Raw genomic sequence first — 15452 nt, 5'->3', positions numbered from 1 at the left:
CACGCTCAAGCACTGATTATGGGGACAAGTCGGCCAAGACTGCGAGGATCCATACACCGTCGGCAAACTGGATCTCAAACAGCGGCTCCCCCAAGGCATCCGTGCCGCGTGGTTCCATGGCGAAATAGGGCCAGCCATCCCTAGCGAAGGCTACCGCGTCTCTGGTTTGAACTGCACGGAACGTCCCCAGTGGCTCCGGGGTACTGCTGTTCACGTCATCTGCCCTTCGGAAAGCTCCTTCATAGCGTCTCCCCATCTCCTGCCCATGACGGCTCAAATCCAAGCTGGGCCAAAACTCTTAGACTCTCCCAGCCTTGGCCGCCTGAGCCTCCTCTCGGAACCTCCAAACTACCCCAAGGCTTCTTCCCGGTCCTGTCGTCGTTCCTCCAACAGCTGGCACATTCCCACACTTTCAGCCCGCCGGAGAACTAGTCAGTCGCTAGGTCAGCGAGTCTCCGGCCCTCCTAAGCAAACTCACCCCCATGACTTGCCCTGCCTATATTTCGGATATATAGTAGTCATATAGCGACTATTTATCCGAGAGGTAGCCAAGGATCATGCCTGACGAATCGCGGAATGAACGGTTTCGGCGCCTTGCGGAAACGCGGGGTGACCGGCTAATTCGCGAGATATCCCTCTTGGGAAATCTAGCGAACCGAAAGAACTACGACTACACGCCCGAAGAAGTGGACGCACTTTTTCGCCCGATCGAGGCCGAGCTCAAAGAAGTGCGTGCACTTTTTGACCCGGCCGCCGCTTCCAGCAGAAAGGTGACATTCAAATGAACACACCGCAATTCGGGTTTTACTTCGAAAAGGCCCTCAGAGGGGCTGCCCAAGGTGCGATCTCCCCGGCGGAGCAGTTCTTTGAGGGCTCCCTGGCGGAGTCATCCTTGGTCCGTGAGACGGGGCAGAACTCCATTGATGCCCGAGCTGGCAAAGACCCCGTCACCATGGTCTTCGAGCTGGCTGACATGGCCACCGACACCATTCCTGGCATCGCAGGACTTCGAAGCCATCTGGAACAGGTTGAAAAGCACACGCGAGGCTCCCAAGGCCATAAGAGCATGCAGTTGGCCCACACTACTGCCAATCAGGAGACTGTCCCGGTCTTGAGAATCAGTGACTATGGGACAAAGGGCCTCGCCGGTTCGGAATCGGTCAACAATCCCAACAGCCCACTTAGCGCGCTCACGAGAGGCGCCGGCATCTCTGCGGATGACGGGGCCCGCGGCGGGTCCTTCGGCATTGGCTCCGCGGTTGGCCCGATGGCCTCCAATATGAGTACCGTTTTCTACACTTCCTTGCCGCTCAACAGCTCCGACGTTATCTTCGCCGGCTACAGCAGCCTGGCCACACACCGAGACGCTGACGGAACCTGGCGTGTAGGCGATGGATTCTTCACGGATCTCGACTACACAGAGGACTTCCGCTACCAACGCAACCCCCTGCCCTTGGCGCCTTTCGATGCGCGCACCGAACCAGGAACAGATACCTACGTCCTCGGTTACCGCAAAGCCAGCGTTGATCCCGACCTCCAGCACATCAAGGTCGCCTTCATGAGGAACTTCCTCCTGGCTATTCACCGCGGCATCCTCGTCGTCAAAGGGATCACAAAGTCCGGAGTATGGCAGCTGGACTCAACCACCCTTGCCGGCCATGTGGCCGAGGACCCCGAAGCGGCGGCCTTCTACCGGGCAATCAATGACCCCGACCCAATCACCGCAATTAGTCCGCGATTCGGAAAAATGTCCTTGCACATCAACGTGGACGAATCCTTGGACAAGACCCTGCACACCATCACCGTGCGCGCACCCCTCATGAAAATCGACACCTTCCGCCACAACTCCATCCCTGTGAAGTACGCAGCAGTGTTGGAATGCTCCGATGACAAAGGCAACACGCTGTTGCGGGCCTTGGAACCTCCCCAGCACCACCGCTGGGACCCCGAACGGGCACCCGGAGGCAGGTTCCATCTCGACGAGCTCAAAAAATTCGTCCGCGAGGGCCTACGAAGCCGCGTAAAGCAGCAAATCGGCGACAAAGTAGAAATCAAGGGGCTCGCACGCTTCCTGCCGGCGCAGCTCTCTCAGGACACAACACCGGCCACGGAAAACACGGGGACCCCCACTTCGGGGGCCGGAACCGAAAAGGAATCAAGCACCGTCCACGGGGCCGAGGAAGCGCCGCGCAAAGCACCCATTGGCGGACGAAAAACCGTCAAGGTAGGCGTACGGACAGCGGCCGACGGCGCAGGAGACTCACCCACTGATAAGGGAAAGGACGCCGGAGGATCCAACAAACGCCAGAAGAAGGGCGGGAAAATGCCCGGGACCGGACAGCAAGGTGAAGGCACATCCCGTATCACCACCGGGGACGTCCGCTTCCGCAGCTGGTCCGACGCCTCAACGGGTCACCTCTACCTGGCCCTCACTGCCCATGAGGACATCACCGGCGATCTTGAGCTCGTCGCACTTGGCCCCGGGGGCAGCATGGAGGACGACTACAAGTTGCCCATAACTAAAGGCGTCATGGTCACCAACGGAACTGCGGCACCCCTCAGCCACCAAGAGAACGTCCTCTCGAACCTTCAGCTCCAAGCCGGCGTGACATCCCAAATCCGGCTCACGCTCTCCTCCGCTCACCGCTATCGTCTGGGGATCAAATGAGTACCATCAAGACCCGTGGGTCCTACCCACATCCCGTTCTCGACGCCTCGGACGACGTGGCCTCCACTATCGAAGTATTCAATCCGACCTATACATCAGGCGTTAATGACGTTGAGATCAAATTCCAAGTTCGGATGACCGACCCCGGTATCCAGTCACTTCTCGATAGCGGACAGGCCAAGTACAGTTTCCGCTGGACCTGCAGCTCAACTATTGCCAGCGGCGAACTCAAGGCTGAACCGGTGCAGATATACGCCGACAGCACCGGCTACGTCGGGTGGCTTGATCAGGAGGATGTCCGCGGAACGGTCAGGATCGACGTCAGAATCGTTGCCATAAACCCCATAGACCAGTACTGGCTGGAAAACCAGCACAGTGACTACGGGAATGCGCGCTTCAGCCTGTTTGCCGGTGACATCCTCGCCGATGGCGGCTACTTCGAGTTTGAACCGAGCAAGCTTTATGACCCCCTGAATCCTCCTGTCGGATCCTGCTTCCTCTTTGTCTCCGAGTCCACGCGCAAAAAGGGCCTAACCGTCAGGTTCCACGACGATGAGCACGTGCTCGTAACCTTCCCCGAGAAACTCCTGACCGGATTCGGCCTGCTGCTTCCTGAACTCCAGATCAGCCTCGTCGTCCTGCCGGCCCTAATGGAGACCATCACCTTCATCAAGGCCAACATCCAAGCCGGTGACGAGGGAGAGGACCTGAGCGGAAAGCATTGGTACGTCAGTATCAAACGACTCGTGGAAGAGATAGCTTCCTTCGACGATTCAGCTTTCGACGTTGCCCAAAAAATCCTCGCACAACCCTTGGAGGCCTCATTGCTGAAATCACTCAACGCCCCTGATTCGGAGGACGACTGATGCAGGAAAACCCAGCACGCGCGCTGACCTTTGAGGCGCTGGTCAAGCTCAAGGCAGCACTAGACACCGCAGAATCTCCCGACGACTTCCTGGCATCAGCAGATGCCATCATCAAAAACCCAGAAAATCTGCTGACACTTCCCTTCGACACCGGAAACCCCGATCCGCTGGACCCGGGATCCGCCGGCGACACCGGAAGGGACGCGGACAACGCCCCGCAGGTTTACGAGTTTCTCGGAGCCCTCGACCGGGCCAATGCGTCCGACCGACGGCTATGGACCTACCTGACGTTCGTCGTATACCGGGACTACATGGAAAAACGCTGGCCCCTTACAGAGGTGCGCAACTGGAAGTCCCGTGTCCAAGACCGATGGCTGATGCTCAACGCTAGCCGCGGCAAACTAGTCAGAAACGGAATATCCCGCCTCTGGTGGGTCACATCGCTCACCTACGATCCCAAATGCAAACACGCCCTTTCGAAAGTGTCCGGTGACCCCTTCGCCTACACCCGTGAAGTGTTCCGGAACGAGGACCGAATTAACTCCCTGTTTGACAGAGAGGCCGGCGCTCTCCCCGTACTGGTCCGGTCCGTCCTTGAACATGCCTCTCAGGGCGGCGTCTATGGGACGGACAAACACCTCGCCGGCCTTATGAAAGAGCTAACACTCGTCTATGGGTACCGCGACATCGGATTCCTTCATGAAGATGACCTCCGATCCCTGATTGCAGAGTCAGCTCCCGCGCTCAAGAACGCCGAATGAAGCCGGAGGCGCGTCTCAGGGAGACGCGCCTCCGGCCCACCAGCTCACTGCTCGCCATTGCTCCTTCAAGCGTCGTCCGGCCGAGCGTGATTTCGATATCAGAACGATGCGGCAAACCGGTTGGTACGAGATCCGCGATCGGGCTCCCCACTGCCGCTTCAGGTTCGCTTTAAGCTGGGGTCATGCCTCTAACCGCCACCGAAGCCGCCGCAAAACTGGGTCTAAACCCAAAGACACTCCGACAGAAGTTACGCGACGGTGTAATTAAGGGCCGGCAGATTGGACGGAATACTTGGGTCGTGGAAGAAGGTGACGTTGAAGAGTACAGGTTTAGGGCCGGCACCTATCGCGCGGATCCTACTCTTCTGCCAGCCACCTTGCCGGGAGGTCGGCAGAAATATGCGGGAGCGGCAAACGAAGCCCCGGAGGTTTCAGGGTTCGTGCCAGAACCCGCTGACACGAAGCTCCTGGAAAGAGATGCTGGACCTGTGCCGCCGGTGCGTTCTGCGAATGAACCTGCTACGGCATGGCTTCTCCTGGCAGTAGGCGAGAACCGGGCGTTTGGAAGCAATGACGGGTACGACGATGAACCGGAAGCTCACTATAAGTGGGACGACACGGTCCCAAACCATGGACGAGTTTCAGTCGGGGATGCCGTGGTCCTGTGGGACAAGAAAACGAGCATTGGCGCCTCGATTATCGAGTCGATAGCCACTGCAAGTAGAACCAAGCCCATCTACAGCTGCCCGATCTGCCGTAAGGCCCACATCAAAGCCCGCCAGACCAAAATGCCCCGCTACAAGTGCTTCAGGTGCCAGTCGGACTTTGACGAGCCGATCACGACCGTCAAGAAGGTCAGGGAATACACCTCGACGCACAGCGGGGCGTGGGTGGACCTCTCGGGCTTGTTGCCGGGCGCGCGGCTCCGTGCTCTGTGTGAGAGCCCTAAGTCACAACTGAGCCTGCGGCCGCTGGAGTGGGAACGGTTCAAGGCCGCTGTCGCCGAAGCCGGGGGTCCAGAAATCCTTACCGTCGTTGAGGCTTCCCGGCGGATGATAGCGGGTGGGCACCGGACCGCTAATGTACGGGTGCGCCTCGGTCAGGGTGTGTTCCGCCGAGAGCTTCTCGCCAAGTTGGGAGCGGTGTGCGCCTTCACCGGCAGAGCACCCGTCGCGGCCTTAGAGGCGGCACACCTCTATAGCTACGCAAAGGCGGGCGAACATCACCGACACGGCGGCCTCCTGATGCGCCGAGACCTGCACCGACTTTTTGACCTAGGTTTAATCGCGGTCCATCCGAAAACTTTGACCATCGATGTTGCTCCATCCTTATCGGGTTATCCCTTGTACCAGGAGCTTTCTGGCCGGCCCCTTAAGGTCAAGGCCACGCAGGGCCAAACAGAATGGCTCAAGGAGCACTGGAACGAACACAGAACTCCTGCCGACGCGGGTGTGTCAGGGTGACACACTGAAAAAACTCACCGCACCTATTGCTCTAGCGGCCGCCATTGCCTTGAGGGGTTGTGCCGGACCAGGCAGCGCACCGACATCAACTGGTTCTTGTTCGGCGCACGGCGAAGGAACTTTGCAGCAGCGGCGGCGGTACGGACCTGGTGTTTCCCTATCGAGAAGTCAAAACGCGCAACGTCACCGTCTCTTCCGCTTTTTCCTTTTGCTGGTATCCCTAGTCGCCCGCTTAGCCTTTGGTGGAGGTAGGCTCGGCATCTTGTCGGCAGGAACCACGCCGACGCTGACGTAGAAGCGAGAGCCTGGCGACGAGGCGCCGCCCGTGTCCGGGGATGAGTGCAGAGGACTTCGGACATTCCGTACAGACGACTTCAGAAAATGACATCAAGCTCATCAAACGACACTACTTTTGTTGAGTGAGGCCAGGGGCAAGGCCCCGGAAGCCCCGCCAACCTGGGCTGCGGCCAATCTCCGAGGAATCGTGCGCCCGGGTCCTAATGAAGGATGGATTGCTGAGGCAGCGGCGACCCATGCTAACGTCGCTCCACATACCAAAGGGAGCACGGAAAATGAGACACGAACCGACCAGCGGCTATGAAGATCCGAGCCTGAAGTATCGAGTCACATGGAAGTCCTTGGAGGAGGACGACGGGAAGATCTATGAAGAGGTCTTCACCAGCAGAGATCAGGGATGGGACTTCTACCAAGACAAGCAGAAGTCACCGCGCGCGTATGGCGCCACCTGGGAGCATATCCCCGCTTAGGGGATCGACCCGCTTGTAAGTCCGCCGCCCGGCTTACGGGCGCCCGCCCGTACAACGTTCCGCAAGCCGGTGGTCCGTCGAAATCCTCGTTGAGCACGAGGGAGTGAGGGTGTCCCGCATCAAGGAGTGGCTGGCCGGGCCGGTGTGATGGCCCTCGGTGAGACATCTCGGCAGAGGATCAAGCTGCTCAGAGCCTCCTGTTCGACGGGGTTTTTTTCTGTGGTGAGCCTTCCTGTTACGGCGTTGTAGATTTCCGAGGCCGCATTGCAGCCGTTTTTTCGTGGAGACGGGTCGCCCTCGATGCGGCCTTACGAAGTTCTTGGGCAAGGCCTTCATCGTCAGTCATGCTGGCCTCCAGCGCGAGGTTCTCTATGCTGGTTTCCAGCCTTCGCAGTCTCTGGCGGATCGTTGTCTGAGACATCCAAAAGTCCTCTGACTTTGCCACACACCGAAATTCACCTTCGTTTTTGACTTGTGCGGTTAAGATCCACACGTTCCACGCTTGCTCGTCGGCCTTTACTATGGTCCTGGCTGGGAGGATCCTCTTGACTTCACTTGCCGCATCACCATCGGTAGGGGATGCCGTGAATTCGAGGGAACGAGCTGTTTTGTCGAGTAGGCCGGGAGTTGCGGGGGGATCCTCAGGGCGAGCGGCCTGGCGAGCAGCTTCCTTTTCTTTCTTGTTCTTGATGTATTCCATAGCATCACCAAAGCTGAACCACTTGCTCTTTTTCGTGCGCTTGTCCTGCGCTCCGCACATCCAGGCGTAAGCGTATTCATCACCATATTTGGTCGCGAATAGTTCGTGGCCCAGCATGAATTTTCTAGCCGTCGAGTTCCAGCCCTTCTCATAGGCGTCTTCGATGGTGATCTTGCTCGGCGGCATAGTGAATGCTCTCTGATAGGCAACGGGTGACGTGTTCGCATAGCTTACTGTGCGGCAGTGAGCTTAGCGTGATATCCGGTCGCGCGAGGCCGACAACATTCCCGTATAACCTGCGCGAGATGATGCTCGGTGAGGGTGCATATACGGACGCAGAATCGGACCGTGGTCCATTGTGCCGTCTCGGAAAAGGATCCATTGGTGGGACCGGTCCCAGCAATGCAATCCCGCCAGGCCTCATTCAAAATGGTTCGGCAACATTCTCAAAGTAGGCCAGGTTGCTGCGGGCGCCGAGGGTGTCGGGGTGGTCGGCTCCAAGTACCCGCAGCTGGTCGTCGAGCAGGTCCCGGTACTGGGTGAGCGCCCCGGCCACATCCCCGGCTTGCCCGGTCCAGGAGGCCAGGTTGCTGCGGGTGCCGAGGGTGTCAGGGTGGTCGGGTCCTAGTACCCGCAGCTGGTCGTCGAGCAGTTCCCGGAACTGGGTGAGCGCGCCCGCCACATCCCCGGCTCGCCCGGTCCAGGAGGCCAGGTAGCTGCGGGTGCCGAGGGTGTCGGGGTGGTCGGCTCCAAGTACCCGCAGCTGGTCGTCGAGCAGCTCCCGGTACTGGGTGAGCGCCCCCGCCACATCCCCGGCTTCCCCGGTCCAGGAGGCCAGGTTGCTGCGGGCAGTAAGGGTGTCGGGGTGGTCGGGTCCGAGTACCCGCAGCTGGTCGTCGAGCAGTACCCGGTACTGGGTGAGCGCGCCCGCCACATCCCCGGCCTGCCCGGTCCAGGAGGCCAGGTTGCTGCGGGTGCCGAGGGTGTCGGGGTGGTCGGGTCCAAGTACCCGCAGCTGGTCGTCGAGCAGTTCCCGGAACTGGGTGAGCGCGCCCGCCACATCCCCGGCTTCCCCGGTCCAGGAGGCCAGGTTGCTGCGGGTGCCGAGGGTGTCGGGTGGTCGGCTCCAAGTACCCGCAGCTGGTCGTCGAGCAGCTCCCGGTACTGGGTGAGCGCGCCCGCCACATCCCCGGCTTGCCCGGTCCAGGAGGCCAGGTTGCTGCGGGTGCCGAGGGTGTCGGGGTGGTCGGGTCCTAGTATCCGCAGCTGGTCGTCGAGCAGCTTCCGGTACTGGGTGAGCGCGCCGGCTACATCCCCGGCTTGCCCGGTCCAGGAGGCCAGGTTGCTGCGGGTGCGGAGGGTGTCGGGGTGGTCGGGTCCGAGTACCCGCAGCTGGTCGTCGAGCAGCTCCCGGTACTGGGTGAGCGCCCCGGCCACATCCCCGGCTTGCCCGGTCCAGGAGGCCAGGTTGCCGCGGGTGCGGAGGGTGTCGGGGTGGTCGGGTCCAAGTACCCGCAGACGGGCGTCGAGCAGCTTCCGGTACTGGGTGAGCGCCCCCGCCACATCCCCGGCTCGCCCGGTCCAGGAGGCCAGGTTGCTGCGGGCAGTAAGGGTGTCGGGGTGGTCGGGTCCGAGTATCCGCAGCTGGGCGTCGAGCAGCTTCCGGTACTGGGTGATCGCCCCGGCCACATCCCCGGCTTGCCCGGTCCAGGAGGCCAGGTTGCTGCGGGTGCGGAGGGTGTCGGGGTGGTCGGGTCCAAGTACCCGCAGCTGGGCGTCGAGCAGCTTCCGGTACTGGGTGATCGCCCCGGCCACATCCCCGGCTTGCCCGGTCCAGGAGGCCAGGTTGCTGCGGGTGCGGAGGGTGTCGGGGTGGTCGGGTCCAAGTACCTGCAGCTCGGCGTCCAGCAGCTCCCGGAACTGGGTGAGCGCGCCCGCCACATCCCCGGCTTCCCCGGTCCAGTAGGCCAGATGGCTGCGGAGGAAAAGTCTGCTCTCGCTCGTTGAAGGCAGTACGGCTGCGCTTCGGGTGTCCCACGATTCAAGGATGTTCCGGTTGTCGTTGGCCCGATGGTCCAAGCCGGACGTTACGGCCTCCAGCGCTTGGTCATAGCGTTCCAGCACCCAGAGGTGTTCAGCGACACGGGTCCGTCGGTAAGCCTGGGCTGCAGGATCCGTAGTCACTTCGAGTTCGGCGAGGATCGCTTCGTGGGCTTCCATCACCAGGTCGGCCCAGGCGGTTTCCGAGCGCAGGTAATGGACGAGGGTTTCGTGGAAGAGGCCAAGGGTTTCGGCGTCAGTGCCGGGGTTGGCGCGGGTGGTAACCGGATCCAGGCGCAGAAGGACGTCCCGGAGCTGGGGGACAGCTGAGGGCCCGCCTAGGCGTGTGCCGGCGGCCACGGTGACGAAGACAGGAAGGACCGGGCCGGAGCCAGCGGCGGCCAACACTGCCAGTGCAGCCCGGGTCTCCCGGTCCGATGTCGGAACGTTCGTGGCAAGCCACGTCCGGTAAAGATCTTCCAGGCTGAATGTCCCTGTGTACATGGCCTCCGGAGGCAGCGCAGATCCAATGTCTGAGAGGAGGGCCAGTTCTAGCCAGGTCCATGCATGCTGGACCAAATTCCCGGCGAGTCTGTTCGGCACTCCCTGATTGGTTAGATACTCAAACATTTCTTCGTGCCGGGGAAGCATCAGATCAAGCCTTACCGCGCGATCAGGGCGATTCAGAACGACCGTGGAGTCCGGACGTGTAGTTAACAGCACGCTTACGCGTTCGAGCCCCGGGTCAGAGTTGACCGCTGCCACCGCGGTGATCAGTTCCTCCTGGCTGGCCGTGTCGAGCTGGTCTGCCCCGTCGACGACGACACGGATTCTCTCTCGGATTTTCATCTTCTTGAGCGGACCGAAGACCCGGCGTTCCAGGGCGGGCAGGTTCTCGTATTCCTCTGCGTCGGTTGTCTGCCGATAAGCCGCCTCCGCATCCGGGAAACCAGGAGTGTTGTCCAATTGTGCAGCCAGGCTGTCGGCGACGTCGGGAAGCGTGCGCGACAATGATGCGTACGACACAGCGGCCAGGAACCGGGAGTGGTGCCCGGGCAGTAGCTCCGGTCGGGCCATCGCCGATACCAGCGCCGACTTGCCCGACCCCGCCCCGCCGACAAGGACCACCAGACGGGCGATGAACAACGCGCCCATCACGCGCTCCAAGTCATGGGAGGGCTGGAATCCCTGGGTCAGTGAGACCGCCTGTTCTCCTTCTGCCGTGCCGGCCAGCGCCCATGAGTATGGCGAAGCTATGTTCCGCGTGACAAAGAGTCCCCGATCGCTACCCGGTCTTCCGGACGCTGCCATTGTGAGGAAGGTTTCCTGCTGTTGTTTCCCGCAGGCATCAACACCCGCATTTGCGGCTTCCTGCCCGCCAATGTAGTCGCTGGACAGATGCGGAAGCCCGTTTTGCATCAAAGCGATCAATGCCCGGGAAAAGCAGCCCTCATATGCGACTTCATCAAAGGTCGACCCCAGGACCAGCACGCGCGTAGACCCGGTGACAGTACCTACTTGGGACATGACTTCCAGGGCTCCCACGCCCGCATGGCAGGCATCGATGACCAGCATCAATCCGTCCAGCCCCTCGATGTCCAGATCTGAGAGCAAAAACGCCAGATGGCTACCGATCTCGTAAGCGGTCTCAGGGCGCGGTCTGGCAGCGTCGCTATCGACCGGCATGAGAAAAAACTTCAGCTCTCCATTGGGCATCGGCCTTGTCACGGCGTGACCGATGAAGCAGATAATCAGCGTTGCTTGCGCCGCCGATGCCCGGACCACAGCCTCTTCAACCGCTGCCCTCAAATCCACCACTGTCGGGTCCATAAGGCGAACACTGCCGCGATGCTCGGGCTCGCATCCGCCGCGGCGGGGGTCAGTCAACAGGGTGATCAGCCGATCGACCCGGCCGGGCACGAATTCCAGAGGCTCCAAAGCATCGCATTGTGAGCCAATCACCAGGGCATGCCGTCGCGATTCCATGGGACGTTCTATCACGGGCAGCAGTCCGCCGGTACCATACACAAACACCGGGAGATGCTGCCGGAGCCTACAGACGCACACCCCGAGGGAACCGATCATGGCTGAAATCGTCCTAATTCACGGCATCGCCCAGGAACAAGAAGGAAAAGCGAGCCTGGAATACCGCTGGATTCCCGCTCTCGCCGACGGTGTCAGGGCCGCCGGGCACGACGGGTTGGCTGACACCATCTGGCCCGCCGGCCGACCCGGAAGCCCCGATATACAGATGGCGTACTACGGCGACCTCTTCAAAAGGAAGGGCGCACAGGGAGGGGAGGACAGACTCACCGACCTGCCCCAGGAGGAGCAGGATCTCGCTGCTTCCCTGGCTGCAGAGTGGCTGACCCACGCGGCCGAGCGTGACAACCCCGATCAGAAGACCGCCAAACGCCAACTCGCCCACTTGGACCCGACACACCCGCCTCAGGGTCCCAAGGAGGAGGCTACCCGGGCGATAATCAACGGGGTAGCCAAACTCAAGTGGTTCGCGCCAACCGGGATGGCCTTCGCCGAGCGCTTCGTCAACAAGTCCCTGAAACAGGTCACCAGATACCTCAGTGAACCGGAACTGTACGAGAAGATCCAGCAGCGGGTCCTGGACCTGATCGGCCCCGACACGAAGGCCATCATCGGCCACTCCCTAGGCTCGGTCATCGCCTACGAAATAGCCGCCAGCCATTTGAAAGCCCCGCTGCCGCTGCTACTCACCATCGGCAGCCCACTCGGGCTGCAAACCATCATCTACGACCGCATCAAACCTCAACCCCCCGAGTACCCAAACCTGGTACGTAAATGGGTCAGCATCGCCGACCGCAACGACCTTGTCGCCGCCAAGCCAGACCTCACAACCCTCTTCGACCGAAACAAACCCGCCGAGGGCGTCCTCGAATCCGCATGGACCGTCGACAACGGCGCAAAACCCCATCAGGGCGAGTACTACCTCCGAAAAGCACAAACGGGAAAGCCGATCGCCGCCGCACTGGACGATGCAGCAACCCGTTAGGACAGAAATAGGGCCCGTTTCAGACTTACCCCAGAAAATGTAGCGGGCCCAGCTTGACGCTCACCTCGTTCTCACAAAACGATCCCTTGTCTAGACGGCAAGGGATCCTCGTCGATGGTTTTCAAAGCCCCGGCTTTGCGGTGTGACTGTTGGCGGTAAATGGCGGTCTTTTTGCGGCGCTAAATGTCGCCCTGCTAGTCGGCAAGGGCTCGTGACCGCCTGTAGAACGTCGCTCGGGACATACCGAGATCGCGGGCTACCTGCGCCGCGGGCTCGCCACCTTTGACCAGTCGAACAGCGCTTCTGATCTGACTATCAGTGACCCGGCGGGGCCGGCCGCCAAGGTCCTTGCCAGCTTCTCTTCGTTTGATTATGGAATCCGTAACACGTTCGCGTTTGATCTCGTGTTCCATCTGCGCGAGGGCGGCCATGATCGTGAACAACATAGAGCCCATCGGTGTTGCGGTGTCGACGTCGCCTCCGCCCAGGTTCAGGACGCGGAGGCCGGCGCCCCTGCTGCGGAGTTCGTCGGCGAAGGCAAGCATGTTCTGGGTGGATCGTCCGAGCCGGTCCAACGTCGTGATGACGAGGGTGTCACCCTCGATGAGTGCGTCGAGTGCTTTATCGAACTGCGGTCGTGAAGCACGTGCTCCGGAGACTCCATGGTCGATGTAGAGGTCATCGCGTCGAACGCCGGCGGCCAGTAGATCCGCCCCCTGCCGGTCGGTGGACTGCTGCCGTGTTGAAACTCGTGCATAGCCAATAAGTTTCGACATGCAGGCCTCCAAAGTGTCGCATAACTAACGCTTAGTACCCCGATTCAAGCAGAAGGTTTCGAGACATAGTTATGAGAATCACCGGATGCAGAGAAAGTCGCAAGATTCCACGGTAATCAGATCCTGTAGGACATAGCCGGTGAGACGTCTCGTATCCCAAGGGTTTCGAGACGTCAGGGGGTAAAAAACCGACCCCTTGAAGTGAGGCGAAGCTGAGCTAGAAAAGGGGGTTTGAGCGCGCAGAGTCGCGCGATCACATGACGGAAAACCCGCCACGGCCAACGCCATGCCGGCCATGTCCTCTCCCACGACGGCTCATGGATCGGGAACACTGTTCTCGTTCAATGGACGCGAAACAGAAGGCCAGAGGTGCTGCCGCTGAAAATCCGGTCCTGACAAACACCTGGACCATCCCCTACTGGGTGGAGAACCGTTCCATCGCCTTGTCATCCGGCAGCCGGTCGTGGCCGGCGTTCAGGGCATCGAAGCCGCTACCGTCGCGTTCAAAATAGAGCGAAGCGACGCGACACTGGACTCGCCCGATCGGACAGTCGCCGGCCCAGCAACGTCTACTCGGGCGCAACGAGCTGCATGCATTTGAACTGCTCCACGATTCCTGGAGCTAAACGGTCCCGCCTCGGGTGATGCCCTCCAGAAGCGGCTGGTGCGGGCCGCCTAGTCTTTGTCGTGCTCTGCCACGTTGTTGATGTACGTATCGACGTCCATGCCTCCGAGCATCTCGGCGCGGGTCCGGTCCTGCCAGTCAAGCTCATCGTGCCCGTCGTACCACAAGTGCTGCGTTCGGCGCCGTGTTGGGCCGGGCTCATCGTCAGGGACCGCAGGCCGCAGGCGCCGGTTATCGTACCCACGCAGGGACCGGCGGAACTTCCACCTCCGTTCATCCCGAGTTTTCTTCGCATTCTCGGATCCGCGCTTCCAGGCCCCGAAGGGTCCTATCCAGCCAGTGAACAGTACAACCGCTGCCAACAGACTGAAAAGGCCGTCCAAGTCGCTGGGATCGCCTTTGAGCTGCTCTGATTGCACGACCAGGAAGACCGTCAGTGCCGGGTAAATCAGACCCAGGATCACAAGCCGGACGATGTCGTTTTCGGAGAAGGACAGTTTGTTGATGCGCCGGTACTCATCGAGCTCATCGTCACTAAGCAGTCGTTGGTCGATCACCACATGCATACGAGCCCCCGTGTTCTCCGCCGCATACTATTGATCGGGAGCATATAGTGCTTCCAATACGCCGGTACGGCTTGTGACGAGGCGGCGTAACAACAGGCAGCCCCGTGCCCTTAACCGCGCTCACCGAAATACCCCAGTTTTGCTCGCTGAATTCCCCACTTCGTGTCGGCAAGAAGGCATCAACAGTGCTGATCCTCCTCGGTACCGCGCTGGTGATTATTTCACCTGCACTGGCCGTCCTTGACTACAATCTTTGGGGAGGCGACGAGCTGCTCCCCGAGAATGGGCTCTCAGCCGCGGCGGCGTCTGGCCCGCGCCGCGAACGCATCGAGTGCAGCGAGGACCTCCCGCGCCTGCCAGATACGGTTCCGGCGGCCGGTGGTGCTCTGTGTGAGCACGCCGGCCTCGACTAGCCTGTCGACCGCGCTCTGCGCGGCGACCTCGCTGATACTCAGCTCTGCCGCGATGGTCCTGGTGTTCACGACCGGTTGGCGGAGCAGGTATGTCTTTACCCGGTGCACCGAGGAGTCGCTTCTGGCCACGACCTGGTGGTCCCAGCGTTTCGCGACAGTCTGGACGTCATCGACCAGCCGGCGGCCGTTCCGGATTGCAGCAAAAGACGCCTCGGCCACGGTGATTACAATGGCGTCCGCTTTCCCTGCCCGGTACTCGGCCAGTGCGCGGAAGTAGGCGTTGGTGTCGTTTAAGAGTCCTGCCGACACGGGCACAGTGATGTTGCGGGTCAAGCCGCCGTGGCGGAGCATGCCCTGGAGGAGTGCCCGTCCGGTCCGGCCGTTGCCGTCGGGGAAGGGGTGGATGGTCTCGAACTGCGCGTGTGCGATCGCTGCCTGGATGAGCACGGGCACGTCGGTGCGCCCGGCGAAGGCGACAAGGTCAGCCATGAGCCGGGGTCGACACCGCATTCATCGACCCGGGATCACCCTGGCAGAACGGCTTCATCGAATCCTTCAACGCCCAATTCAGAAGGGAACAACTCTCCGGAGAAATCATGGACACCATGGCCGAAGCGAAGTACTTGGCCGAGGAATGGAAAGCGATCTACAATCATGAACGGCCCCACGGATCCCTGGACGGCATGACGCCGAAACGCTACTGGGAAAACTGGACGCAAGAAAACCAATTAGCTATCGCATAGACGCCGGACTGCTAACGGGGGCCCAACCATGGGATG

The 15452-nt window shown here is 60.8% G+C and carries 12 protein-coding genes and 3 pseudogenes; 8 read left to right on the top strand and 7 right to left on the bottom strand.

Annotated features, from left to right (window positions below):
- Positions 1–557: 557 nt before the first annotated feature.
- From ACIP9X_RS14725 to ACIP9X_RS14700, 6 genes are all read left to right on the top strand, one after another.
- Entirely contained in the window at positions 558–785 is a 228-nt protein-coding gene (locus ACIP9X_RS14725; protein ID WP_400480484.1) for a hypothetical protein, read from the top strand.
- Positions 782–2668 (top strand): hypothetical protein, encoded by a 1887-nt coding sequence (locus ACIP9X_RS14720; protein WP_400480483.1) that lies wholly within the window; start codon positions 782–784, stop codon positions 2666–2668. Before ACIP9X_RS14725 ends, ACIP9X_RS14720 begins: the two co-directional genes overlap by 4 nt.
- The gene (locus ACIP9X_RS14715) at positions 2665–3534 is read left to right on the top strand and encodes a hypothetical protein (protein WP_400480482.1); all 870 of its coding nucleotides are present in this window, start codon (positions 2665–2667) and stop codon (positions 3532–3534) included. Before ACIP9X_RS14720 ends, ACIP9X_RS14715 begins: the two co-directional genes overlap by 4 nt.
- A complete protein-coding gene (locus tag ACIP9X_RS14710) occupies positions 3534–4295 on the top strand; it encodes a DUF6339 family protein (protein ID WP_400480481.1) in 762 nt (253 codons plus the stop codon). Before ACIP9X_RS14715 ends, ACIP9X_RS14710 begins: the two co-directional genes overlap by 1 nt.
- 182 nt (positions 4296–4477) lie before the next feature.
- On the top strand, positions 4478–5758 hold the full coding sequence (locus ACIP9X_RS14705; RefSeq protein ID WP_400480480.1) for an HNH endonuclease: 1281 nt from the start codon (positions 4478–4480) through the stop codon (positions 5756–5758).
- Between the two features lie 572 nt (positions 5759–6330).
- Entirely contained in the window at positions 6331–6525 is a 195-nt protein-coding gene (locus ACIP9X_RS14700; protein WP_400480479.1) for a hypothetical protein, read from the top strand.
- 235 nt (positions 6526–6760) lie between these two features.
- Here ACIP9X_RS14700 and ACIP9X_RS14695 read toward each other — a convergent pair whose 3' ends face one another.
- The 4 genes and pseudogenes from ACIP9X_RS14695 to ACIP9X_RS14680 all read right to left on the bottom strand — a co-directional run.
- Positions 6761–7411 (bottom strand): hypothetical protein, encoded by a 651-nt coding sequence (locus tag ACIP9X_RS14695; RefSeq protein ID WP_400480478.1) that lies wholly within the window; start codon positions 7409–7411, stop codon positions 6761–6763.
- 238 nt (positions 7412–7649) lie between these two features.
- Entirely contained in the window at positions 7650–7907 is a 258-nt protein-coding gene (locus ACIP9X_RS14690; RefSeq protein ID WP_400480535.1) for a tetratricopeptide repeat protein, read from the bottom strand.
- Between the two features lie 111 nt (positions 7908–8018).
- Positions 8019–8285, bottom strand: a pseudogene (locus ACIP9X_RS14685) (tetratricopeptide repeat protein); the annotation flags it as partial.
- A 65-nt stretch (positions 8286–8350) separates the two neighbouring features.
- Positions 8351–9445, bottom strand: a pseudogene (locus ACIP9X_RS14680) (tetratricopeptide repeat protein); the annotation flags it as partial.
- 1903 nt (positions 9446–11348) lie between these two features.
- On the opposite strand from ACIP9X_RS14680, the gene ACIP9X_RS14675 reads away from it, so the two are divergent.
- Positions 11349–12293 carry a hypothetical protein gene (locus tag ACIP9X_RS14675; RefSeq protein WP_400480477.1) on the top strand — a complete coding sequence of 315 codons (945 nt, stop codon included), beginning with the start codon at positions 11349–11351 and terminating at the stop codon, positions 12291–12293.
- A gap of 194 nt (positions 12294–12487) precedes the next feature.
- Here the strand turns inward: ACIP9X_RS14675 and ACIP9X_RS14670 are convergent, their stop codons facing one another.
- The 3 genes from ACIP9X_RS14670 to ACIP9X_RS14660 all read right to left on the bottom strand — a co-directional run bounded on the left by ACIP9X_RS14670 (position 12488) and on the right by ACIP9X_RS14660 (position 15162).
- The gene (locus ACIP9X_RS14670; protein ID WP_400480476.1) at positions 12488–13069 is read right to left on the bottom strand and encodes a recombinase family protein; all 582 of its coding nucleotides are present in this window, start codon (positions 13067–13069) and stop codon (positions 12488–12490) included.
- A gap of 675 nt (positions 13070–13744) precedes the next feature.
- On the bottom strand, positions 13745–14251 hold the full coding sequence (locus tag ACIP9X_RS14665; RefSeq protein ID WP_400480475.1) for a hypothetical protein: 507 nt from the start codon (positions 14249–14251) through the stop codon (positions 13745–13747).
- A 299-nt stretch (positions 14252–14550) separates the two neighbouring features.
- Positions 14551–15162, bottom strand: a complete 612-nt coding sequence (locus ACIP9X_RS14660) for a Fic family protein (protein ID WP_400480474.1) — start codon at positions 15160–15162, stop codon at positions 14551–14553.
- A 5-nt stretch (positions 15163–15167) separates the two neighbouring features.
- On the opposite strand from ACIP9X_RS14660, the pseudogene ACIP9X_RS14655 reads away from it, so the two are divergent.
- Positions 15168–15416 (top strand): annotated as a pseudogene (locus tag ACIP9X_RS14655) (transposase); the annotation flags it as partial.
- Positions 15417–15452: the final 36 nt, after the last annotated feature.

It is taken from the genome of Arthrobacter sp. NPDC093125, assembly GCF_044754225.1.
In the GTDB taxonomy this organism is placed as follows: Bacteria; Actinomycetota; Actinomycetes; order Actinomycetales; family Micrococcaceae; genus Arthrobacter.
The sequence above is the reverse complement of the archived record's forward strand: the minus strand, read 5'-3'. Positions and strand labels throughout refer to the sequence as shown.